The sequence below is a fragment of the Lentzea flava genome, from assembly GCF_014648475.1.
Taxonomy (GTDB): Bacteria; Actinomycetota; Actinomycetes; order Mycobacteriales; family Pseudonocardiaceae; genus Lentzea; species Lentzea flava.
Window position 1 is genome coordinate 124,651 of the sequence record NZ_BMRE01000007.1, and the last position, 25,060, is coordinate 149,710.

The following is a 25,060-nucleotide window of genomic DNA, read 5'->3' on the forward strand; positions in this document are numbered from 1 at the left end:
CTAGTTCATGGCGTCCCCGATCGCCAGACGCAGGAGGGCTTCGCCGTCCATGTCGTCGATCGATTCCGCCTCGGCTGCAAGCACAACATCTCCGGCGCTGTTGTTTTCCCCACTGTCTTGAGCGAGTTGGAGGACGAGGTCCAGCAGACCGGCCTTGCGCAGGCGGCTGACCGGGATCGACGCCAGCGTGGCGCGGATGTGCGCGTCCGGGTCGTTGTCCGTGCTCGCGGCCTCGCCGAGCAGCTCGGTGCGGATGAACTGGGCCAGCGCCGCGGGGGTCGGGTAGTCGAACACCAGCGTCGCGGGCAGCGCCACGCCGGTGACCGCCTTGAGCCTGTTGCGCAGGTCCACGGCCGTCACCGAGTCGAAGCCGACGTCGCGGAACGCCCTCGTCGGCCCGAACGCCTCCGCGCTCTCGAAGCCCAGTGTCGCCGCGGCTTCCGTGCGGACGAGGTCGAGCAGCGTCCTCGTGCGTTCAGCGTCCGGCAACGCCAGCAGCCGTTCCCTGAGCCCGGAATCCGTCGTCTCCGGTTCCGCCAGGGCCTGCTGGACGGACGGGATGCCCATGAGCAGCGGGCTCGGCCGGGACGCGGTGAAGCTCGGCGCGAACTTCTCCCAGTCCATGTTGGTGATCGTCAGCGACGTGTGGCCGTCCTCGACCGCCTGCTGCAGCGCGGTGATCGCGAGGTCCGGTTTCATCGTGTGGACGCCGCGCCTGCGCAGCTGTTCGGCGCCTTCCTCGTTCTCCGACGCCATCCCGGAGTCCGCCCACGCGCCCCAGGCGATCGAGGTCGCCGGCAGCCCCTGTGCCCTGCGGAAGTGCGCGAGGCCGTCGAGGTAGGCGTTGGAGGCGGCGTACGCGGGTTGCGCGCCGCTGCCCCAGCTCGCCGCGCCGGACGAGAACAGGATGAACGCGTCCAGATCGCTCGTCAGCTCGTGCAGCAGCCAGGCGCTCGTCATCTTGGCCTTGAGCAGGCGGTCCAGCTGGTCGAGGCCGAGCGTGTCGGTCGTGGCGTTGCCCTCGACGATGCCGGCCGCGTGCACCACGGCTCGCAGGTCGGGGACGCTGTCGATCACCTGCCGGAGACTGTCCCGATCGGACACGTCGCACGCCGCGATCGTGACGCGGGCCCCGAGCGCCTCGAGTTCCGCCCGCAGTTCCCGCGCTCCCGGTGCCTGGTCGCCGCGGCGGCTGGTGAGCAGCACGTGCTCGGCGCCGCGTCCGGCGACCCAGCGGGCGACGTGACCGCCCAGCGCGCCGGTGCCGCCGGTGATCAGGACGGTGCCGCGCGGCGTCCACTCGGCGGGCTTCGGCGCGCGCTGGGCGGGAACGAGCCGCCTGCCGTGGACGCCGGTCGCGCGGACCGCGAGCTGGTCCTCGCCGCCGGTGTTGGTGATCGCGGCGATCAGGCCCTGCTCGATCTGGCCGTCGATCGTCTCCGGCAGGTCGACGAGGCCTCCCCAGTGGCGCGGCAGGTCGAGCGCGGCCACCCTGCCGAGGCCCCACAACGCGACCTGGCCGGGGTGGGCGACGTGGTCGGTGGCGCCGGTGGAGATCGCCTGCTTCGTGACCGCCCAGAACGGCGCGGTGCTGCCGGCGTCGCCGAGTGCCTGCAGGAGCAGGACGTTCAGCGCGAGGCCGAGCGGGGTCGACGTGAACTCCCGGTGCGGCGTCTCCTGGGTGCCCAGCAACGAGATCACGCCCACCGGCTCGATGCCGGTCAGTTCGGTGGCGAGCAGCGCGCGTTCGGCGTCGGGCCGCACGGTGATCCGCACGAGGTCGTTGCCGAACGTCCGCAGCACCGCCTCGGTCCACTCGTCGGTCTCCTCGGGGACCGCCGCGAGCCACGTGCCGTTGATGCCGGTCGCCCCGACGCCGCGCAGGAGCTGCCACGAGTCGCGGTAGCGCCATCCGTCCACAGTGGACTGCGTCTTCTGCTTCGCGCGCCATTCCCGCAGCGCCGGCAGGACGTTCTCCGCGTCGACGCCGAGCACCTCGGTGAGGTCGCCGTTCTCGACGAGCTGCCAGAACGCGCTGTCCTCCGCGCTCGTGGTCTTGGTGCTCGCCTTCGGCCAGAACCTGCTGCGGTTGAACGGATACGTGGGCAGGTCGATCCTGCGTCCGCCGGGGTAGCTCCACCGGACGTCGAGGCCCGCGACCCACGCCTCGGCGAGCGAGGTGGTGAACCTGCGGCTGTTGCCCTGGTCGCGGCGCAGTGAGCCGATCGTGACGAGTTCTGCGCCGTCCGCGTCGGCGGTGGCCTGGGCGGACATCGTGAGCACCGGGTGCGGGCTGCACTCCACGAAGACGCGGTAGCCGTCCTCGACGAGCTTCCTGGTGATCGCGACGAACTCGATGGGCCGGCGCGCGTTCTCGTACCAGTAGCCCGCGTCGAGGGTCGCGGTGTCGATGCGTTCGGCCTTGACCGTCGAGTAGAACGCGATGTCGCTCGACCGCGGCGTGATCGTGCCGAGCAGGCTCAGCAGCTTCTCCCGCAACGGTTCGACCTGCGGACCGTGCGAGGCGACGGTCGAGGCGACCACCCTGGCCCGGATGTCCCTGGCCTGGCACAGTTCCACGAACTCGTCGAGCTCGCGCAGAGAGCCGGCGACCGTGCAGGCGTTCGGGCTGTTGATGCCCGCGATGGACAGCGCCGGCCACTGCTCGATGAGCTTCCGCGCTTCTTCGACGGGCAGCGCCACGCTCGCCACCGCGCCGTTGCCGACGAGCTCGTCCGCGAACAGCTGGGACCGCTTGACGACGATCTTCGCCGCTTCGTCGAGGCTCAGCGCCCCGGCGACGTAGGCGGCGGCGATCTCACCCTGGGAGTGACCGACGACGGCCGCGGGTTCGACGCCGTTCGCCCGCCACGTCTGCGCCAGCGACACCATCACGGCGAACAGCGTCGGCTGCAGGACCTCGATCCGCTCCAGCAGTGCGGCGTCGCCCCGCAGGACGTCGATCACCGACCAGTCGACGAGCTCGCCGATCGCTTCGTCGCAGCGGCGGATCCAGTGCGCGAACGTCTCGTCCTCGTCCAGCAGCTCCACGGCCATGCCGTGCCACTGCGAACCCTGGCCGGGGAAGATGAACACCGGCGCACTCTGTTGTGCAACGCCCTCGACCACTTCGTCGCCGATGAGCACCGCACGGTGATCGAACACCGACCGCGTCGTCAGCAACGAGAACCCGATGTCCTCCGCCTTGCCTTCGAGCGCGCGCACCTGCTCGATGCGGGCCTTCAGCGACGCCGGCGATTTCGCCGACACGACCAACGGCACCGCCCCCACCTGCGGAATCGATCCCGATTGGCGGGCCCCCTGGGGGGATTCACCCCCCATCCCAATCATCTCAGGCAGGTCTGACAATTCCGGCTGAGCTGGGGCTTCCTCGAGGATCATGTGCGCGTTCGTGCCGGAGATGCCGAACGCCGAGACGCCTGCCCTGCGCACGCGACCGTTGGACGGCCACTCACGTGCCGACGTCAGCAGCTCGACCGTGCCCGCGGACCAGTCGATGTGCGACGACGGCGCGGTGACGTGCAGCGTCTGCGGGAGCAGCCCGTGCTGCAGGGCGAGCACCATCTTGATCACGCCCGCGACACCGGCGGCGGCCTGGGTGTGGCCGATGTTGGACTTCACCGAACCCAGCCACAGCGGCGTCGACCGGTCGGCGCCATAGGTGTTGATCAAAGCCTGCGCCTCGATCGGGTCGCCCAGGGCCGTGCCGGTGCCGTGCGCTTCAACGGCGTCGATGTCACCAACGGACAGACCGGCGTTCGCGAGAGCAGCGCGGATCACCCGCTGCTGCGACGGACCGTTCGGCGCGGTCAGGCCGTTGGACGCGCCGTCCTGGTTCACCGCCGAACCGCGGATCACCGCCAGCACCCGGTGCCCGTTGCGCACCGCGTCGGACAGCCGCTCCATCACGACCATGCCGACGCCCTCGGACCAGCCGGCACCGTCGGCGTCATCGCTGAACGCCTTCGACCGGCCGTTCGCCGCGAGCGCGCCCTGACGCGTGAGCTCGGCGAACACGTGCGGCGTCGCCATGATCGTCGCGCCGCCCGACACCGCGAGTGAACACTCACCACCGCGCAATGCCTGCACGGCGAGATGCATGGCGACGAGAGAGGCGGAGCACGCCGTGTCGACGGTGACCGCAGGTCCCTCGAAGCCGAACGTGTAGGACAGGCGACCCGAGATCACCGAAGCCGCGAGGCCTGTGGCCGCGTGGCCCTCGGTGTCCTCGTCCGACGACGTCAGCAGAGTCGCGTAGTCCTGGCCGTTGGTGCCGACGAACACACCGGTCTGCGAACCGCGCAACGAGAGAGGATCGACGCCGACGCGCTCCAGGGCCTCCCACGTCGTCTCCAGCAGGAACCGCTGCTGCGGATCCATCGCGAGAGCCTCACGCGGCGAGATCCCGAAGAACGCCGGGTCGAAGTCCGCTGTTCCGGTGAGGAACCCGGCCTCGCGGGTGATCGACGTCGACAGCACCGACTCCAGGTCCCAGTCGCGGTCGACCGGGAACGCACCTATGCCGTCACGTCCGTCGAGCAGCAGCTGCCACAGGTCCTCGGGCGTGTTCACGTCACCGGGGAAGCGGCACGCCATGCCGACGATGGCGATCGGTTCGTCGTTGCGCGCAACGACGGTCTCCGACGAGTCAGCCGCACCTCCACGCAGGTGGTCGGCGAGACGGCGTGGCGTCGGGTAGTCGTAGACCAGCGACGCGGGCAGCGTCCTGCCGGTCGCCGCCGACAGCTGGTTGCGCAGCTCGACCGCCGTGAGCGAGTCGAACCCGAGGTCACGGAACTCCTTGTCCACGCCCACCGCGTGCGGACCGGCATATCCGAGCACCGATGCGACGGCGGTGCGCACGACCTCCAGCACGTCGCCGCTGACGGCGATCTTCTTCCGTGCCTTGGGCTTCTCGGGCAGGATCGCGATGGCGACGGTCGGCGCGTCCTCCGCGACCGCGCGCCACATCGACTCCACGGCCAGGTCCGGCCGCATCGTGATGCCGTGCGCGTCAACGCTTTCGGCCATGCCCGCGCCGGCCCAGGCACCCCACGCGATCGACGTCGCGGGCAGGCCGTGTGAACGCCGATCCCGTGCGATCGCGTCGAGCGCCGCGTTGGCGGCCGCGTAGTTGGCCTGGCCGGGGTTGCCGAGCGCGCCCGCGACCGACGAGAACAGCACGAACGCGTCCAGCTCCAGCGACCGCGTCAGCTCGTCCAGCACCAGCGCCGACGCGACCTTCGAGCGGAACACGTCCGCGAACCGTTCCGGCGCAAGGCCTTCCAGCACGCCGTCGCTCAACACGCCGGCGGTGTGCACGACGGCGTTCGGTGGGTACTGCTCCAGCAACTGCTGAACGGCGGCACGGTCCGCGACGTCGCACGCCACGATCTCCGCACCCAGCTCGTCACGCAGCTGCGCGGCACCCGGCGCGTCCAGGCCACGACGGCTGACCAGCACGATCTTCTCGACGCCGCGGCGCTTCAGGTCGCGGGCGACGTGCGTGCCGAGCGCGCCCGTGCCGCCGGTGACGATGACGGTTCCGTGCGGCTCCCACATCGCATCGGCAGGCGCACCGGCGTCATAGCGTCGCGCGAACACGCCCTCGGCACGGATCTCGACCTCGGCCTCCTCGCCGGCGAGCACCGCGCCGAGCTGCGCGACGTCCCCGGTGATGTCGACCAGGCCACCCCACTGAGCAGGCAGTTCCAGCGCCGCGACCCGGCCGAGACCCCAGACCGCGCTCTGTGCCGCGCTGGTCGCCGCGCCTCGCGTCACCACCCACACCGGAGCGCTGACACCCTTGCGCGCCAACGACTGGATCAGCTCCATCGTGGCGATCACGCCGCGCGGCACACCGTTTTCGTCCACGGCGGAGTCCAGCGCCAGCAGCGACACGATCCCGTCGAACGGCGTCTCGGGCACCTCCTGCACCACCGTGCCACCGACAGCCGCCGCGACGTCGCGGGCGAACTCGTCCTCCGCGCCGAGCACCAGCCACGTGCCGGAAACCATGCCGTGCGGGCTGATCTGTTCCCACGACTCGCGGTGCCGCCACGAGTCCACAGTGGACTTCGCGCGGTCGACCGGTGCGACGTCGAGCACGGTCGGCCAGTAACGCTCGTGCTGGAACGCGTACGTCGGCAGGTCGACCCGCCGTGCGCCCGTTCCCTCGAACAGCGCGCCCCAGTTCACCGTCGTTCCGCCGACGTGCAGGCGGGCGAGCCCGGTGACGAACGCCTGCTCCTCGCCGCGGTCCTTGCGCAGCAACGGGATGCCGCCGACCATCGCCGACAGCACGCCGTCCGGGCCGATCTCCAGGAACGTGCTGCCGTCGAGCGCGCGCACCGTGTCGTGGAACCGGACGGCGTCCCGGACGTGCCGCACCCAGTACTCGGGTTGTTGAACAATCCCACCAGTCAACAACGGAATCGTTGGATCGTTGAACGAAATGCCGGCGATGGCCGCGCGGAAGTCGTCCAGCATGGGCTCCATCAGCGGCGAGTGGAACGCGTGGCTGACCTTGAGCTGCTTAACCTTCCGATCGTTGAGTTGTTCAACAATCCTACGAGCCTCTTGTTCAACACCGGCGATGACCACGGCAGCAGGCCCGTTCACCGCCGCGATCGAGACGCCGCCGGTGAGCAACGGCGTGACCTCGTCCTCGCTCGCCTCGATCGCGAACATCGCGCCGCCGACGGGCAGCGCCTGCATCAGCGAGGCGCGCGCGGAGATCAGCGTGCACGCGTCTTCGAGGCTGAACACCCCTGCGACGTGCGCGGCCGCGATCTCACCGATCGAGTGGCCCGCCAACCGGTCGGCCTTGATCCCGAACGACTCCGCGAGCCGGTACAGCGCGACCTCCAGCGCGAAGATCGCGGGCTGCGCGTTCCCGGTCTGGTTCAACGCGTCGGCGTCCTCGCCCCACATGATCGACCGCAGCGCCGGGTCGAGGTGGGCGAGCACGGCGTCGAAGGCGTCCGCGAACACCGGGAACCGCTCGTACAGGTCGCGGCCCATGCCGAGCCGCTGCGAGCCCTGCCCCGTGAACAGCAGCGCCAGATCGCGCTCGGCCGCCTCTCCCCTGGCGATCTCGACGCCGTCGACGAGCACGACCCGGTGCTCGAACGCGCTGCGCGACACCGCGAGCGAGTACGCGAGGTCGAGCTGCGACGCCTCGACCGTGCCCAGACGGGCGAGCTGGTCGGCCAGCGCCTCCTCGGTCCTGCCCGACACCACGAGCGGCACCACCGACGCGGTAGCGGTCACCTCGGGAACCGCGGGCGTGAACTCCAGCGCCTCCTCGATGATCACGTGCGCGTTCGTGCCGGAGACACCGAACGACGACACACCGGCCCGCCGCGGACGGCCGTTCGCCGGCCACTCACGACGTTCGGTCAGCAGCTCGACGCTACCCGCCTGCCAGTCCACATTGGACGACGGGGCGTCGACGTGCAGGGTCTGCGGCAGCACGCCGTGGCGCAGCGCCATGACCATCTTGATCACACCGGCGACACCGCCTGCCGACTGCGGGTGGCCGAGGTTCGACTTGATGGAGCCGAGCAGCAGCGGCGTCGAGCGGTCCTGCCCGTACGTCGCGAGCACGGCCTGTGCCTCGATCGGGTCGCCCAGCGTGGTGCCGGTGCCGTGCGCCTCGACAGCGTCCACTTCGGACGGCTGGAGCCCGGCGTTCGCCAGCGCCTGCCGGATCACTCGCTGCTGCGACGGGCCGTTCGGCGCGGTCAGGCCGTTCGACGCGCCGTCCTGGTTGATCGCGGAGCCGCGCAGGACCGCGAGCACCTCGTGGCCGTTGCGGCGCGCGTCCGACAGCCGTTCGAGCAACACCACACCGGCGCCCTCGGACCAGCCGGTGCCGTCGGCGGCCTCGGCGAACGCCTTGCACCGGCCGTCCGGTGCGAGCCCGCCGGCCGCGGTGAACGCGGAGTAGGCGTTGGGCGTGGTCATGACCGCGACACCACCGGCCAAAGCCAGGTCGCACTCGCCGTTGCGGAGCGCCTGCGCGGCCCAGTGCATCGCCACGAGCGACGACGAGCACGCCGTGTCGATCGTGACCGCGGGGCCTTCCAGCCCGAGCAGGTAGGAGATGCGGCCGGACAACACGGACGCGGAGAACGCGGTCGTCGCGTACGGGCCGGTCTCCTCCAGCGACCGGTTGAGCAGCGACTCGTAGTCCTGCCCGGTGGTGCCGACGAAAACGCCTGTCAGGCTGCCCTTCAACGTGGTCGGATCGATGCCGGCGCGTTCCAGGGCCTCCCACGACGTTTCGAGGAGCAGGCGCTGCTGCGGGTCCATCACCACGGCCTCGCGCGGCGAGATGCCGAAGAAGCCCGCGTCGAAACCGGCGACGTCGTCGAGGAACCCGCCCTCGAACGTCGAACTCGCGAGCCGCTCGAGGTCCCAGCCGCGGTCGGCCGGGAACCGCGAGATCACGTCACGGCCCTCGAACACCAGCTCCCACAACGCTTCCGGCGTCGTCACGCCACCGGGATAACGGCAGCCGATGCCGACGATCGCGATCGGGTCGTCGGTGACGTTCGTGGCCGCGCGGACCTCGATCTGGTGCGTGCCACCGAACAGCTCGTCGCGGAGGTGCTGGGCGAGCGTGGTCGCGGTCGGGTAGTCGAAGACGAGCGTCGCGGGCAGCGCCAGTCCGGTCGCGGTCTTGAGGCGGTTGCGCATCTCGACCGCCGTGACCGAGTCGAAGCCCAGCTCGCGGAACGCCCTTCCTGCCGGAACCTGGTCGCTTTCGGTGTAGCCCAACGTCTTCGCGGCTTCCGCGCGGACCAGGTCGAGCAGTGCGCGGTCGCGTTCGGCCTCGGTGAGCCGGGCGAGGCGTTGCTTGAGCTCCGACTCCTCCACGGGCTCCTCGGCCAGCGCCGCGCGCACCTCGGGAATGGCGCTGAGCAACGGACTCGGCCGCTCGGCGGTGAAGCTCGGCGCGAACTTCGCCCAGTCGATGTTGGTGACGGTGAGCTGGGTCTGGTCGTCGGCGACGGCCTGACGCAGCACCCGCATCGCGAGCTCGGGCGGCATCGACCCGATGCCGATCCGCTGCAGCGCCTCGTACATGCCGTGATCGGCCGCCATTCCGGCGTCCGCCCACGCGCCCCACGCGATCGACGTCGCCTTCAGGCCCTGCGACCTGCGCAGATGCGCGAGGCCGTCGAGGTAGGCGTTGGCCGCGGCGTAGGCGGGCTGGCCGCCGCTGCCCCAGCTCGCCGCACCCGACGAGAACAGGATGAACCGCGCCCGCGGTGCGAGTTCGTGCAGGTGCCGGGCCGCGGTGATCTTCGTGTCGAGCAACGCGGTGACGTCGGAGTACCGGAGCTCGTCGATCGGGGCGTCGCCGGTGCCGATGCCCGCCGCGTGCACGACCGTGGTGAGGTCGTCGATGGTCTCCAGCAGGCTCGCCAGGGCCTCGCGGTCTGCCGCGTCGCAGGCCGCGATGGTGACACGGGTGGTTTTTTCGAGTTCTGCCTTGAGTTCTCGCGCGCCGGGAGCGTCGAGGCCGCGGCGGCTGGTGAGCACCAGGTGATCGGCGCCCGCCTCGGCCATCCAGCGGGCGACGTGACCGCCGAGCGCACCCGTGCCGCCGGTGATCAGGACGGTGCCGGACGCCTCGAACTCGGGGCTGTGGCGTGCGCTCGTGCGGACGAGACGGCGGGCGAACACACCGTTGTCCCTGATGGCGACCTGGTCTTCCGAACCGGTCAGCGCGGCCGCGAACCGTTGCGCTGCCTTGGTGTCCAGCGTCTCGGGCAGGTCGATCAGGCCACCCCAGCGGCGGGGCAGGTCGAGCGCGGCGACGCGGCCGAGGCCCCAGATCGCGGTCTGGGCCGGATCGACCTCCTCGTCGCCGATCGCGACGGCCTTGCGGGTGACGGCCCAGACCGGAGCGCTGACACCGGCCTCGGCCAGAGCCTGGACCAGTGTGATCGTCGCCTGCAGACCGGTCATCGCGATGACGCCGTCGATCGTCTCCGGCAGGCGCCCGACGAGGTCTTCGCGGCTGATCTGCTCGTCGACGTCGACGTGCACGGCGTTCAGCGCGTTGATCACGTCCTGGGCTTCGGTGCCGGACGTGACGGCGAGCCACGTGCCGCTCGGCGTGCCGGTGACGGTGACCGGGGTCCACTGGTCGCGGTAGCGCCAGCTGTCCACTGTGGATTCGGACTTGCGGCGGTTCCGCCACTGCGCGAGCGTGTGCGCGACATCCTGTCCGAGGCCGAGGTCTTCGAGCCCGCCGTTGTCGACGAGCTCCCAGAACTCGGCGTCGACAGGGTCGGACGTGTCCTTGACCAGCGGTTCCGGCCAGAACCTCTGCCGGTCGAACGGATACGTGGGCAGGGCGATCCTGCGCCCGCCGGGATAACGCCAGTCGACGTCGAGCCCCGCGACCCAGGCCTGGGCGAGCGAGGTCGTGAACCGCTGCCGGTCGCCCTGGTCGCGGCGCAGCGAGCCGATCGCCACGATCTCGGTGCCGGCGGCCTCGGCGGTCTGCTGCGCGGGCAGCATCAGCACCGGATGCGCGCTCGACTCGATCAGCACGCGGTGGCCGTCCTCGACGAGCCTCTCGACGGTCTTCGCGAAGCTGACTGGCCTGCGGGCGTTCTGGAACCAGTACTCGGCGTCGAGGCTCGCGGTGTCGATCCGCTCGGCCGTGACGGTCGAGTAGAACGGCACACTGCTGCTCTGCGGCGTGATGTCGGCGAACAGCTCCAGGATCCGGTCGCGGAGCCGGTCGACCTGCGCGCAGTGCGAGGCGACCGTCGACCCGATGACGCGGGCCCGGACGTCCTGGGCGACACAGCGCGCGACGAACTTCTCCAGCTCCGGGATCGCGCCGGCGACCGTGCAGGCGTGCGGGCTGTTGACTCCCGCGATCGCCAGTTCGTCCGGCAGCATGTCGCGCACCTGCTCGGCGGGCAGCGCGATGCTGGCGACCGCGCCGTTGCCGACGAGCTCGTCCGCGAACAGCTGCGACCGCTTGACGACGATCTTCGCGGCCTGGTCCAGGCTGAGGGCGCCGGCGATGTAGGCGGCGGCGATCTCACCCTGCGAGTGGCCGACGACCGCGGCGGGTTCGACTCCGTTCTCCCGCCACGTCTGGGCCAGCGAGATCATGATCGCGAACAGCGCGGGCTGCAGGATCTCGATGCGGTCCAGCAGCTCGGCGTCGCCGCGCAGCACCTCGACTACCGACCAGCCGACGTGCCGTGCGATGGCCCGGTCCGCCTCGGCCATCCACCGGGCGAACGTGTCGTCCTCGTCGAGCAACCGCACCGCCATGCCCGGCCACTGGCTGCCCTGGCCGGGGAACACGAACACCGGCCCCGGACCGGCCTCCACCACGGCGCCTTCGACGACCTCGTCGCCGACGATCACCGCCCGGTGCTCGAACCTGCTGCGGGCGGTCAGCGAGAACCCGACGTCCAGCGGGTTCTGCCCGGCGTCGACGAGCGCCTTGATCCGCTCGACCTGGGTGCGCAGCGACGTCGCGGACTTCGCCGACACCGCCAGCGGCACCGGTCGCGCCGCACCGGTTCCGGCCGTATCGATCGCCGCCGCAGGCAGGTCCGACAATTCCGGAGCCTCGAGGATGACGTGGGCGTTCGTGCCGCTGATCCCGAACGACGACACGCCGGCGCGGCGCGGGCGGGAGACCGACGGCCACTCGCGGGCCGAGGTGAGCAGCTCGACAGCGCCCGCGTCCCATTCAATGTGCGAGGAAGGCGCGGAGACGTGCAGCGTCTGCGGCAGCACGCCGTGGCGCAGGGCCATGATCATCTTGATGACACCGGCGACACCGGCGGCGGACTGCGTGTGGCCGATGTTCGACTTGATCGACCCCAGGTAGAGCGGCTCGTCGCGGTCCTGCCCGTACACCGCGAGCAGCGCCTGCGCCTCGATCGGGTCGCCCAGCGAGGTGCCTGTGCCGTGCGCCTCCACGGCGTCGACATCCGCGGGCGACAACCCGGCCGACGCCAGCGCGGCGCGGATCACGCGTTGCTGCGACGGACCGTTGGGCGCGGTCAGGCCGTTGGACGCGCCGTCCTGGTTCACCGCCGAGCCGCGCACGACGGCCAGAATCGGGTGGCCGTTCCGCACGGCGTCCGACTGCCGTTCCAGCACGAGCAGGCCGACGCCCTCGGAGAAGCCGGTGCCGTCCGCGCCCTCGGAGAACGCCTTGCACCGCCCGTCCGCGGACACGCCGCGCTGCCGGGAGATCTCGATGAACGTCGCGGGCGTCGACATCACCGCGACGCCACCGGCGAGCGCCAGCGACGACTCCCCCGTCCGCAGCGACTGCACGGCGAGGTGCATCGCGACGAGCGACGACGAGCAGGCGGTGTCGATCGTGACGGCCGGGCCTTCCAGACCGAGCACATAGGACACTCGGCCCGACGCGACCGACGGCGACGACCCCGTTCCGTGGTGGCCCTCGAACTCGCCGCCGAGCAGCTGCGCGTAGTCGTTGTACATGACGCCGGCGAAGACACCGGTGTCGCTGCCCCGCAACGAGATCGGGTCGATCCCGGCGCGTTCGAACGCCTCCCACGCGGTCTCCAGCAGCAGGCGCTGCTGCGAGTCGGTCGCGAGCGCCTCCCGCGGTGACATCCCGAAGAACACCGGGTCGAACTCCCCCGCGTCGTGCAGGAAGCCGCCGAGCCGGGTGGCCGAGGTGCCGGTGTCGTCGCCGGAGAACAACGCGTCGAGGTCCCAGCCGCGGTCGGACGGGAACTCGGAGATCGCGTCCGTGCCGTCGAGGACCAGCTGCCACAGCTCCTCCGGCGTCGTGACACCGCCGGGGAACCGGCACGCCATGCCCACGACGACGATCGGGTCGTCGTCCGAAACAGCGCGCGTGGCAACGACATCGCCGCCGTCCGCCCCGAACAGCTCGTCGCGCAGGAACGCCGCCAGCACCGCGGCGGTCGGGTAGTCGAACACGAGCGTCGCGGGCAGCCGCAGTCCGGTGACGGCGGTGAGGCGGTTGCGCAGGTCGACGGCGGTGAGCGAGTCGAAACCGAGGTCGCGGAACGCCTTTGCGGTGTCGAAGCTCTCCAACGCCAGCACCGCGCTGACCTGCGTGCGGATCAGGTCGAGCAGCGCGTCGAGACGTTCGGCGTCGCTCAACGGCCGCAGCTTCGCGGCCAGGCCGGTCGCCGCGTCGGAACCGGCGACCGTGCGGCGCGTGCGGGTCCGGATCAGCCCGCGCAGCAACGAAGGCACGTCACCCTGCGCGCGCAGCGTCGCGAGGTCGAGGCGCGCGGGCAGCAGCACCGCCTCGCCGGACGCGACCGCCGCGTCGAACAACGCGGTGCCCTGCGACGGCGTGATCGGCGGCATTCCTGCGCGCACCAGGCGTTCCCTGTCCGCGTCGGTCAGCGAACCGGTCAGGCCGACGGTGGCCTCCCACGTGCCCCAGGCGAGCGACACGGTGTTCGGCCGGTGCTGGGCGAGCGCGTCGAGGAACGCGTTGGCCGCGGCGTAGTTGCCCTGCCCCGCGCCGCCGAGGATGCCCGCGGCGGACGAGAACAGCACGATCCTGGCTTCGGGCAACAGCTCGTGCAGGTGCCACGCGGCGTCGACCTTGGGCCGCAGCACGGTGTCGAGCTGCTCGGGCGTCAACGATTCGATCACGCCGTCGTCCAGCACGCCCGCGGTGTGCACGACCGACTTCACGGGGTGCTTCTTCAGCAGGCGCTGCACCGCTTTGCGGTCACTGACGTCGCACTTGACGACCTTGACGGTCGCGTCGACCTCCCAGTCGGGTTTGCGGCCGCTGCGGCTGGCCAGGATCAGCTCGGTGACGCCGTGCTGTTCGACGAGGTGCTGCGCGATCACACCGCCGAGCCCGCCGCCACCGGTGATCAGCACGGGGCTTTCCCAGGTGATCTCCCGGGTTCCCGCGACGCGCTGCAGCCGTGGCGCGAACAGCTGTCCCTGCCGGAGACGCACCTGCGGCTCGTCCGTGGCGAGTGCTTGCGGCAGCAGGGTGTCGTCGTCGATGTCGAGCAACGCGAACCGGCCGGGGTGCTCGGTCTGCGCCGACCGCACCAGGCCCCACACCGCCTGCCCGGCGAGATCTCCTTCGCGGGTGACGAAAGCCAGCCGTTCCGCGCGTCCACCGGAAATCCACTCCTGGAGCTTGGCGAGCACGCGTGACGTCAGCGCCCGCGTCGAGGAGATGACGTCGCCGTCACCGGCGACGTGCTCGACGACCACGTTCTCCGCTGCCTCGGCAGGCAACGCGACGGGCGTCCACTCGATCCGGAACAGCGAGTCGCGGTCGATCTCGTTCCGCGGCACCGCGACGGGCCGCACGACGAGCGACTCGATCGTGGCGACCGGCTGCCCTGCGGTGTCGGCGAGCGCGATCTCCATCGCGTCACCGCGGGACCGCAGCCGCACCCGCAGCCGGGTCGCTCCGGTGGCGTGCAGCGACACGCCTTCCCACGAGAACGGCAGCCCGGCGCCGTCCTTCGCGAGCAACGCGGCGTGCAGCGCCGAGTCGAGCAACGCCGGGTGCAGCCCGAAGGCCGCGGTGTCCTCGTCCGTGGCGACTTCGGCGTAGACGTCGTCGCCGTCGCGCCACACCGCGCGCAGTCCCCGGAACGCGGGCCCGTACTCGAAGCCCATGTCCGCGAACCGCTCGTAAGCCCCTTCGACGTCAACGGTTTCCGCGTCCGGCGGCCACGTCGTCGCGTCGAAGTCGCTGACGGCGCTGCCCGTCGACAGCGTGCCGGAAGCGTGCTCCGTCCACGGCGCGTCGTCCTCGGTGCGGGAGAAGATCGCGATCGCGCGGCGCCCGTTCGGGTCCTCGCCCCGCACCGCGACCTGCAGCTGCACCGGTCCGTCGAGCACGAGCGGCGCGGAGATCGTGAGCTCGTCGAGCGTCTCGCACCCGACCTCGTCCCCGGCCCTGATCGCCAGATCGACGAACGCCGTGCCGGGCAGCAGGATCGTGCCGTTGACCGCGTGGTCCGCGAGCCAGGGGTGGGAGCGCGTCGACAGCGTCGACGTGAACAGCACGTCCTCGCTGCCCGCGACGCTCACCGCCGCGCCGAGCAACGCCTCGCCCGACCGGGCCGGCCAGAACCGCTGCCGCTGGAACGCGTACGTCGGCAGATCGACCAGCGCACCGCCGCGGAAGAACTCGCTCCAGTCGACGTCCAGACCGTTGACGTGCGCCTGCGCCAACGCCCTGAGCAGCTGTTCGCGCCCGCCTTCGTTGCGCCGCAACGTGCCGAGCACCACGGCGTCGACGTTCTCGACGGTCTGCTCGACGCCGAACGTCAGCACCGGATGCGCGCTGGGCTCGACGAAGAACCGGAACCCGTCCCGCAGCAACGCGTTCGTGGCGTTCTGGAACTGGACTGTCTGCCGCAGGTTCGTGTACCAGTAGCCGGCGTCCATGATCGCGGTGTCGATCGGCTCACCGGTCACCGTGGAGTACAACGGAATCGTGCTCGTGCGCGGCTCGATGCCCGCGAGGTCTGCCAGCACCCGCTCGCGGATCGCCTCGACCTGCGGCGTGTGCGAGGCGTAGTCCACCGCGATCATGCGCGCCCGGACGTCCTGCTCGTGGCAGGCGGCCACGATCTCCGCCAGCGCCTCGACCTCGCCCGCGACGACCGTCGCGCGAGGCCCGTTCACCGCGGCCACGGCCACTCGGTCCTCGTACCGGGCGATCAACGGCCGGACCTCGTCCACGGGCAACGGCACCGACAGCATGCCGCCCCGCCGCGACAACGCCTCGTCGACAGCCTTCGACCGCAACGCCACCACGCGCGCCGCGTCCTCCAGGCTCAACGCCCCGGCCACCGCGGCCGCGGCGATCTCGCCCTGCGAGTGCCCGACCACCGCTTGCGGCTCGACCCCGTAGGAGCGCCACACCTCGGCCAGCGACACCATGACCGCCCACAGCACGGGCTGCACGACGTCGACCTGATCGAGGGGCTGCTCGTCGGTGAGCACCTCGGCCAGTGACCAGCCGACGAACGGCCGCAGTGCCGCGTCGCACTCCGCGATCCGGCGTGCGAACACCTCGTTGCTCGCCAGCAGCTCGCGCCCCATGCCGACCCACTGCGAGCCCTGGCCGGGGAACACGAAGACGGCTTTGCCCGCGGTCTGCACCTTCCCGGTGACGACCTCGTCGCCGATGATCACCGCCCGGTGGTCGAACCGCGCCCGCCCGGCCAGCGTGAACGCGACGTCGAGCGGGTCGGCCTCCACCGCCCTGATCCGCTCGACCTGGGCCTCCAGCGCCTCGGCCGACTTCGCCGACACCAGCCACGGCACGCTCGCCACCGGTGGGCGGTCCGCAGGAATCGCCTGCGGGGCCGGGGCTTCGAGGATCAGGTGGGCGTTCGTGCCCGAGACGCCGAACGACGAGACACCGGCACGGCGCGGCCGATCGACGGAAGGCCAGGAACGCGTCGAGGTCAGCAGCTCGACCGAGCCCGCTTCCCAGTCGACGTGCGACGACGGTTCGGTGATGTGCAGAGAGCGCGGCAGGACGCCGTGCTGCAGCGCCTGCACCATCTTGATCACAGAGGCGACACCGGCGGCGGCCTGCGAGTGGCCGATGTTCGACTTGATGGAGCCCAGCAGGAGCGGCTCGGCGCGGTCCTGGCCGTAGGTGGCGAGCAGGGCCTGGGCTTCGATCGGGTCGCCGAGCGGCGTGCCGGTGCCGTGCGCCTCGACGGCGTCCACATCGGACGGAGCGAGGCCCGCGGAGGCCAGCGCCGCGCGGATCACCCGTTGCTGCGACGGGCCGTTCGGTGCGGTGAGGCCGTTCGAGGCGCCGTCCTGGTTGACCGCGGAGCCGCGGATCACCGCGAGGATCCGGTGACCGTTGCGCAGCGCGTCGGACTGGCGTTCCAGCACGACCTGGCCGATGCCCTCGGCCCAGCCCACGCCGTCGGCGGAGTCGGAGAACGCCTTCGAGCGGCCGTCCTCGGAAATGCCGCGCTGCCGGGAGAACTCGATGAACGTCGACGGCGTCGACATCACCGTCACACCGCCGGCGAGAGCGAGCGAGCACTCCCCCGACCGCAGCGACTGGATCGCCCAGTGCATCGCGACGAGCGACGACGAACACGCCGTGTCGACGGTGACCGCGGGACCCTCGAAGCCGAAGACGTAGGACACGCGGCCAGACGCGACACTGCCCGCACTGCCCTGGCCCTGGTGCCCTTCCAGGTCACCGCCGCCGACGACGGACTGGTAGTCGTTGTACATCAGGCCGGTGAACACACCGGTCGCGCTGCCCCGCAACGACGTCGGGTCGATTCCGGCGCGTTCCAGGGCCTCCCAGGCGGTTTCGAGCAGCAGACGCTGCTGGGTGTCGGTCGCCAGCGCCTCCCGTGGTGACATGCCGAAGAACGAAGGGTCGAACTCGGCCGCGTCGTGCAGGAAGCCACCGGACCGCGTGTAGGAGGTGCCGAGGTGGTCGGGGTCCGGGTGATAGAGGCCTTCGAGGTCCCAGCCGCGGTCGGTGGGGAACCCGGTGACGGCGTCGACCTCGTCGATCACGAGCTGCCACAGCTCTTCCGGCGTCGTGACACCGCCGGGATAGCGGCAGGCCATGCCGACGATCACGATCGGGTCGTCCGAAGTGGACACCGGCGCGGGCAGATCCGGCGTCTCCGCGACGCCGCCGAGCAGCTCGGCGCGCAGGTAGGAGGCCAGGGCTCCGGAGGTCGGGTAGTCGAAGATCAGCGTCGCGGGCAGGCGGATGCCGGTCGCGGCGGTGAGGCGGTTGCGCAGTTCGACGGCGGTCAGCGAGTCGAAGCCGAGGTCGCGGAACTGCTGCGCCGGGTCGATCGCGTGCGCGCCGCCGTGGCCGAGGACGCCAGCGACCTCGGTGCGCACGACGTCGAGCAACGCCTCCAGCCGGTCGGTCTCCGGCAGCGCCGAGAGCCGCGAGACGAGCGTGACCGCGGTGTCGGAGCCCGCCACGGAACGCTTCGAGCGCGTCCGCACCAGGCCGCGCAGCACCGGTGCCACCTCGCCCTTCGCCCGCAGCACGGCGAGGTCGAGCCGGAACGGCGCGAGCGCGGCGCCGCCGTGGGCGACGGCCGCGTCGAACAGCTCGACGCCCTGCTCCACCGGGATCGGGGGCAGGCCGGCGCGGCGCATGCGTTCGACGTCCACTTCGGACAGATGCCCGGCCATGCCGCCTTCCCAGGCGCCCCAGGCCAGCGACACGGTGTTCGGCCGATGCTGGGCGAGCGCGTCGAGGAACGCGTTGGCGGCCGCGTAGCTGCCCTGTCCCGCGCTGCCGAGCGTGCCGGCGACGGACGAGAACAGCACGAACCGATCGAGCTCGCCCGCCAGCTCGTGCAGGTTCCAGGCGGCGTCGACCTTGGGCCGCAGGACGTTCGACACGCGCTCGGGCGTCAGCGACTCGATCACGCCGTCGTCCAGCACACCGGCGGCGTGCACGATCGAGCGGACCGGGTGCTTCGTCAGCAGTTTCCGCACCGCTTCGCGGTCCGCGACGTCGCACCGGGCGACGGTGACGCGCGCGTCCAGCTCGTCGGCCCACTGCGGCTTCTCACCGCGCCGGCTGACCAGCACCAGCTCGTCAACGCCCTGAGCGACGAGGTGTTTCGCGATGACACCGCCCAGTCCGCCGGTGCCGCCGGTGATCAGCACCGGGCCCTGCCACGTGACCTCGCGCCGCGCGCCGGTCGCCCGCTTGAGCCGCGCGGCCTTCACCACGCCGTCACGGATGATCAGCTCGGGCTCGTCGATGCCCAACGCGCGTGGCACGAGCTCGCCGGAGTCGGTGTCGATGATGCCGAAACGGCCGGGGTGCTCGGTCTGCGCCGACCGCACGAGCCCCCGCACCGCCGCGCCCGCCAGGCAGCCCATGCCGGTGACGAACACCAGCTTCTCCTGCCGCTCTTCGGTGATCCACTCCTGCAGCCGCGCCAACGCTTGGGCGACAAGGGCGTGCGTCGCCTCGACGACCTCGCCCTCGGCGACGACGTGCTCCACCACGACGCCGTCCGCCGGTTCGGCGGGCACCTCGACCTCGACCCAGTCGAGCTGGAACAGCGAGTCGCGGTCCACGGTGGTGAGCTGCTCGGCGGACACCGCCCGCACCGCCAGCGCGTCCACCGACGCCACCGGCGCTCCCGTGGTGTCCGCCAGCGCGATCGCGATGCTGCTGCCGTTGCGGGTCAGCTTCACCCGCAACGCCGTCGCACCGGTCGCGTGCAGCGAGACGCCTTCCCAGGAGAACGGCAGCCCGGCGCCGTCGTCGACGAGCAACGCGGCGTGCAGCGCCGAGTCGAGCAGCGCGGGGTGCAGCCCGAACCCGCCGGCCGCCACGCCGTCGGGCAGCGCGACCTCGGCGAACACGGTGTCGCCGTCCCGCCACGCGGCCCGCAGCCCCTGGAACGCGGGCCCGTACTCGAACCCGTTCTTGGCGAACCGCTCGTAGGCGTCCGCGACATCGATGGCCTCCGCGCTCGGCGGCCACTCACCGATCTCGGCGACAGTCCCATCGGACCCGAGCACACCCGTGGCGTGCTCGGTCCACGGCTCGTCCACCGCCGTCTCTGGCCGGGAGTGGACGGAGATCGACCGGCGGCCGCCCTCCTCGGCTCCGACGATCACCTGGACCTGGACGCCACCCGTCTCGGGCAGCACCAGCGGTGCCGCGAGCGTCAGCTCCTCGACGCGGTCCAGTCCGACCTCGTCCGCCGCCCGCAACGCCAGCTCGACGAGAGCCGCGCCCGGCACGAGCACCGCGCCGTGGACGGTGTGGTCGGCGAGCCACGACCGGCGCGCCAGCCGCGCGGTGAACAGGTAGCCCGCTCCCCCGGCCAGTTCGACCGCGGCACCGAGCACCGGGTGCTCCACCGCGCCCAGGCCAGCCGACCGGACGTCCGACTTCGCGGTGGTCTCCGGCCAGAACGACTGGTGGTCGAACGCGTAGGTCGGCACGTCGACCCGTCGACCGCCCTCGTAGAACCGCGTCCAGTCAACATTGACGCCGTCAACATGTACTTGACTGAGTGCAGTCAACATTGATTCAACATCAGGCTTGACGCGCGTCAACGTCGGAATCAACCCGTCAACCATCGCCGTCAACTGCGCATCCGGCCCGATCTCGACCAGCGTCACGTCACCCAGCCGAGTGACGTTGTCGTGGAAACGCACGACGTCGCGGACGTGGTCGACCCAGTAGTCGACGGTGTCCACTTGTCCGGATGTTGACATTCCGACAACCGGCTCGTGGAACTCGATGTCCGCGATGGCCGCGCGGAAGTCGTCGAGCATCGGCTCCATCAGCGGTGAGTGGAAGGCGTGCGAGACCTTCAATCGCTTGTTCTTCCACCTCGCGGCGATGGCAAGCACTTCTTCTTCAACGCCGGAAATGACCACAGACCGAGGCCCGTTGACCGCAGCGATGGCCACGCCATCGGTCAGGTGAGCACGCACCTCTTCTTCGGACGCAACCACCGACACCATCGCGCCGCCTGCGGGCAGCGCCTGCATCAACGACGCCCGCGCCGTGACCAGCTTGCAGGCGTCCTCCAGGCTGAGCACCCCGGCGACGTGCGCCGCAGCGATCTCGCCGATGGAGTGCCCCGCGACCTTCGCGGGCCGCACGCCGAACGACTCGAGCAACCGGTACAGCGCGACCTGAACTGCGAAGATCGCGGGCTGCGCGTTCCCGGTCTGGTTCAACGCCTCGGCGTCGTCGCCCCACATGACGTCGCGAACGTCGAGATGCGCCAGCACCTCGTCCAACGCACGCGCGAACACCGGGAACGCCTCATACAGCTCCCGCCCCATGCCGAGCCGCTGCGACCCCTGCCCGGAAAAGACGTAGGCCAGCGGCTTCCCGCTCACCACACCCTTGGCGACGACCTTCCCGTCGAGCACCACGGCCCGGTGGTCGAACATCGTCTTCAACGCGAGCGAGTACCCGATGTCGCGCGGGTCGCCGTCCAGCGCCAGCACCCGGTCGACCTGCGCGTCCAGCGACGTCGCCGACTTCGCCGACACCAGCCACGGCACCCCGGCCTGGATCGATTCCGGCTCGCCCCCTCCGGGGGAGACCGAGGTCCCCATCCCAATCATCTCAGGGAGGTCTGACAATTCCGGGGCCTCGAGGATCACGTGGGCGTTGGTGCCCGAGACGCCGAACGAGGAGATGCCCGCGCGGCGCGGGCGCGAGACCGACGGCCATTCGGTGGTGGAGGTGACGAGGGTGACGTCGCCCGCGTCCCAGTCCACGTGGGTGGAGGGCTGGTCGACGTGCAGGGTCGCGGGCACCAGGCCGTGGCGCATCGCGTGGACCATCTTGATCACGCCCGCCACGCCCGCGGCGGCCTGGGAGTGGCCGATGTTCGACTTGATGGAGCCGAGGAGCAGCGGGGTCGTGCGGTCCTGGCCGTAGGTGGCGAGCAGGGCCTGGGCCTCGATCGGGTCGCCCAGGGTGGTGCCGGTGCCGTGGGCCTCGACGACGTCCACATCGGACGGCGACAGGCCCGCGGAGGCGAGGGCCGAGCGGATCACGCGTTGCTGGGACGGGCCGTTCGGGGCGGTGAGGCCGTTGGAGGCGCCGTCCTGGTTGATCGCGGAGCCGCGGACCACGGCGAGGATCTGGTGGCCGTTGCGCAGGGCGTCGGACTGACGTTCCAGGACCAGCAGACCCACGCCCTCTGACCAGCCCACGCCGTCGGCGGCGTCGGCGAACGACTTGCAGCGGCCGTCCGCGGAAAGCCCGCGCTGGCGGGAGAACTCCACGAACGTGGACGGCGTCGACATCACCGTCACGCCGCCGGCCAGGGCCAGGGAGCATTCGCCGTTGCGCAGGGCCTGCGCGGCCAGGTGCAGAGCGACCAAAGAGGACGAGCAAGCCGTGTCGACGGTGACGGCCGGGCCTTCGAAGCCGAAGGTGTAGGAGACGCGGCCGGACGCGAACGTGCCGGCGCTGCCCATGCTCTGGTAGCCCTCGAACTCGCTGCCGCTGATCACCACCGAGTAGTCGGTGTACATGACGCCGGCGAACACGCCGGTGTCGCTGCCGCGCAACGAGACCGGGTCGATGCCGGCGCGTTCCAGGGACTCCCAGGCGGTTTCGAGCAGGAGGCGCTGCTGCGAGTCGGTGGCGAGGGCCTCGCGCGGCGACATGCCGAAGAACGCCGGGTCGAACAGCGGGGCGTCGTGCAGGAAGCCGCCGGAACGGGTGTAGGAGGTGCCGACGTGGTCGGGGTCCGGGTGGTAGAGCGCGTCGACGTCCCAGCCGCGGTTGGTGGGGAAGCCGGTCACGGCGTCGACGCCGTCGACGACCAGGCGCCACAGGTCTTCCGGTGACGACACGCCTCCGGGGTAGCGGCAGGCCATGCCGACGATCACGATCGGGTCGTCGGAGACGGCGGAACGCGCCTCGGTGGGCGCGATCGCCTGGTCCGAGCCGAAGAGCTCGTCGCGCAGGTAACCGGCGAGCACGCCCGGGTTCGGGTAGTCGAAGATCAGGGTCGCGGGCAGGCGCAGGCCCGTGACGGCGGTGAGCTGGTTGCGGAGTTCCACGGCGGTCAGCGAGTCGAAGCCGAGGGACTGGAAGGCGCGGCCCGGGTCGATCTCGTCGGTGCCCGCGTGGCCGAGAACGGTGGCGACCTGGCCGCGCACGAGGTCCAGCAACGCTTCCAGGCGAGCGTTCTCGTCCATCCGGGCGAGACGGGTGGTCAGTGACGTGTCGGCGACCACGCGGCGCGGGCGGGTCTTGATCAGGCCGCGCAGCATCGGCGGGATGTCCCCGCGGGCCCGCAGCACGGGCAGGTCGAGGCGGACCGGGACGGCGTTGCCCGCGCCGACGGCCGCGTCGAAGAGCTCGACGCCCTGCTCGACGGTGATGCCGGGAATTCCGGTGCGCGCCATGCGTTCCGCGTCGGCGCCGGACAGCATGCCCGCGATCCACGGGCCCCACGCGAGCGACGTGCCGGGCAGGCCGTGCGCGCGGCGGTGTTCCATCAGGGCGTCGAGGAACGCGTTGGCGGCGGCGTAGTTGCCCTGGCCCGCGGTGCCGATCGTGCCCGCGACGGAGGAGAACACCACGAACGCGTCGAGGTCCGGCGCCAGCTCGTGCAGGTGCCAGGCAGCGTCGGCCTTGGGGCGCAACACCGTGCCGACGCGGTCGGGCGTCAGCGACTCGACGGTGCCGTCGTCGAGGACGCCCGCGGTGTGCACGACGGCACGGATTTCGTGGCGCGACAACAACGATTCCAGCGCCGCGCGGTCGGAGACGTCGCACGCCTCGACGATCACGTTGGCGCCCAGCGCTTCCAGCTCCGTGACGTCGGCCTCGCCGCGGCGCGAGACGAGCAGGAGGTCGCGGACGCCGTGCGTGGCGACGAGGTGGCGGGCGATCACGAGGCCGAGGCCGCCGGTGCCGCCGGTGATGAGAACCCTGCCCTGCCAGGAGAACTCGGCGGCCGGGGACAGGCGGGCCAGGCGCGGCACGAAGGCCTGGCCGTCGCGCAGGCGGATCTGCGGCTCGTCCAGCGCGAAGACCTCCGCCGGGACGTCGCCGTCGGACTCGACCAGCACGAAACGGCCGGGGTGCTCGGTCTGCGCCGACCGCACCAGGCCCCACACGGCCGCGGCGCCCAGGTCACCGGGACGGGTGACGAACGCGAGGCGGTCCTGGCGTTCGTCGGCGAGCCATTGTTGGAGGCGCTCCAAGACCTGCGCGGTCAGGGCATGCGCGGACTCGATCGGCGAGCCGGTGGACACGACGTGCTCCACCACGGCTTCGGCGGTCTCGGCGGGCAGCGCGACGGGCGTCCAGTCCACGTGGAACAACGCCTCGCGCGTGATGCCCGAGTCGGTGGAGATCGGGCGCGTGACGAGCGAGTCGACTGAGACGACGGGCGTGCCGTTGGGGTCGGTGGCGGTGACGGCGAACGACTCGCCCTGAGGACGGATGCGCACGCGCAGTGCGGAAGCGCCAGTAGCGTGGAGCGAGACTCCTTGCCACGCAAAGGGCATGCCGCCCTCGGACGTGCTGAGTTCTGCGGCATGCAGGGCCGCGTCGAGCAGGGCGGGGTGCAGGCCGTAGCGGTCCGTCTCCTCGGTGACGGCGACCTCGGCGTAGATGTCGTTACCGAGCTTCCAGGCGGCTTGAAGGCCCTGGAACACCGGTCCGTAGGTGAAGCCCTGGTCCGCGAGACGGTCGTAGAACCCTTCCAGCGCAACCGGTTCCGCGCCCGTGGGCGGCCAGGTGGTGGTGTCGAAGCCGGTGTGGGCCGTGCCGGACGTGAGGAAGCCGGTGCAGTGTTCGAGCCACGGGCTGTCGGCGTCGAGGCGCGAGTACACGGCGATGGAACGGCGGCCGGTGTCGTCCGGCGCGCCCACCGCGACCTGGATCTGCACCGGGTCGTCGAGGACCAGCGGTGCCGACAGCGTGAGGTCGTCGAGGCGGTCCAGGCCGAGCTCGTCGGCCGCGCGCAGGGCGAGTTCGACGAAAGCCGTGCCGGGGAACAGGGTCCGGCCGCCGACGACGTGGTCCGCGAGCCACGGCTGGGTTGCGCTGGACAGCCTGCTGGTGAACAGGACGCCTTCGCCGCCGGCGAGTTCGACGGCGGCGCCGAGCAGCGGGTGGCCGACGGCGGTGAGACCGAGGCCGGACGCGTCGGCGTTCTTGGTGGTCGACGGCCAGAAGCGCTGACGCTGGAACGCGTACGTCGGCAGGTCGATCCTGCGGCCGCCCTCGTGGAACGGCTTCCAGTCGACCGTGGTGCCTTCGACGTGCAGGCGGGCCAGCGCGGTGATGAAGGTGCCGGTTTCGGGACGGTCCTTGCGCAGGGTCGGGATGCCTCCGTCGACCAGCGCGGACAGCACGCCGTCGGGTCCGATCTCCAGGAACCGCTTGTCGCCCAGGGCGGTCACCGTGTCGTGGAAGCGGACGGTGTCGCGGACGTGGCGGACCCAGTACTCGGCGTTCGCGACGTCGCCCAGGCCGGGCACGGCCGGGGCGGTGAAG

General features: G+C 71.3%; 1 protein-coding gene (cut by a window edge). It reads right to left on the reverse strand.

Going from position 1 to position 25,060, the window contains the following annotated elements:
* Window positions 1-25,060, reverse strand: partial view of a type I polyketide synthase gene (locus tag IEZ09_RS47700; protein ID WP_308202380.1) — the 3' portion only. Its footprint extends 2,429 nt past the window's final position; 25,060 of the gene's 27,489 nt are visible here — the last part of the coding sequence; the start codon falls outside the window, past its right edge — the gene reads right to left on this strand; it ends in the stop codon at window positions 1-3.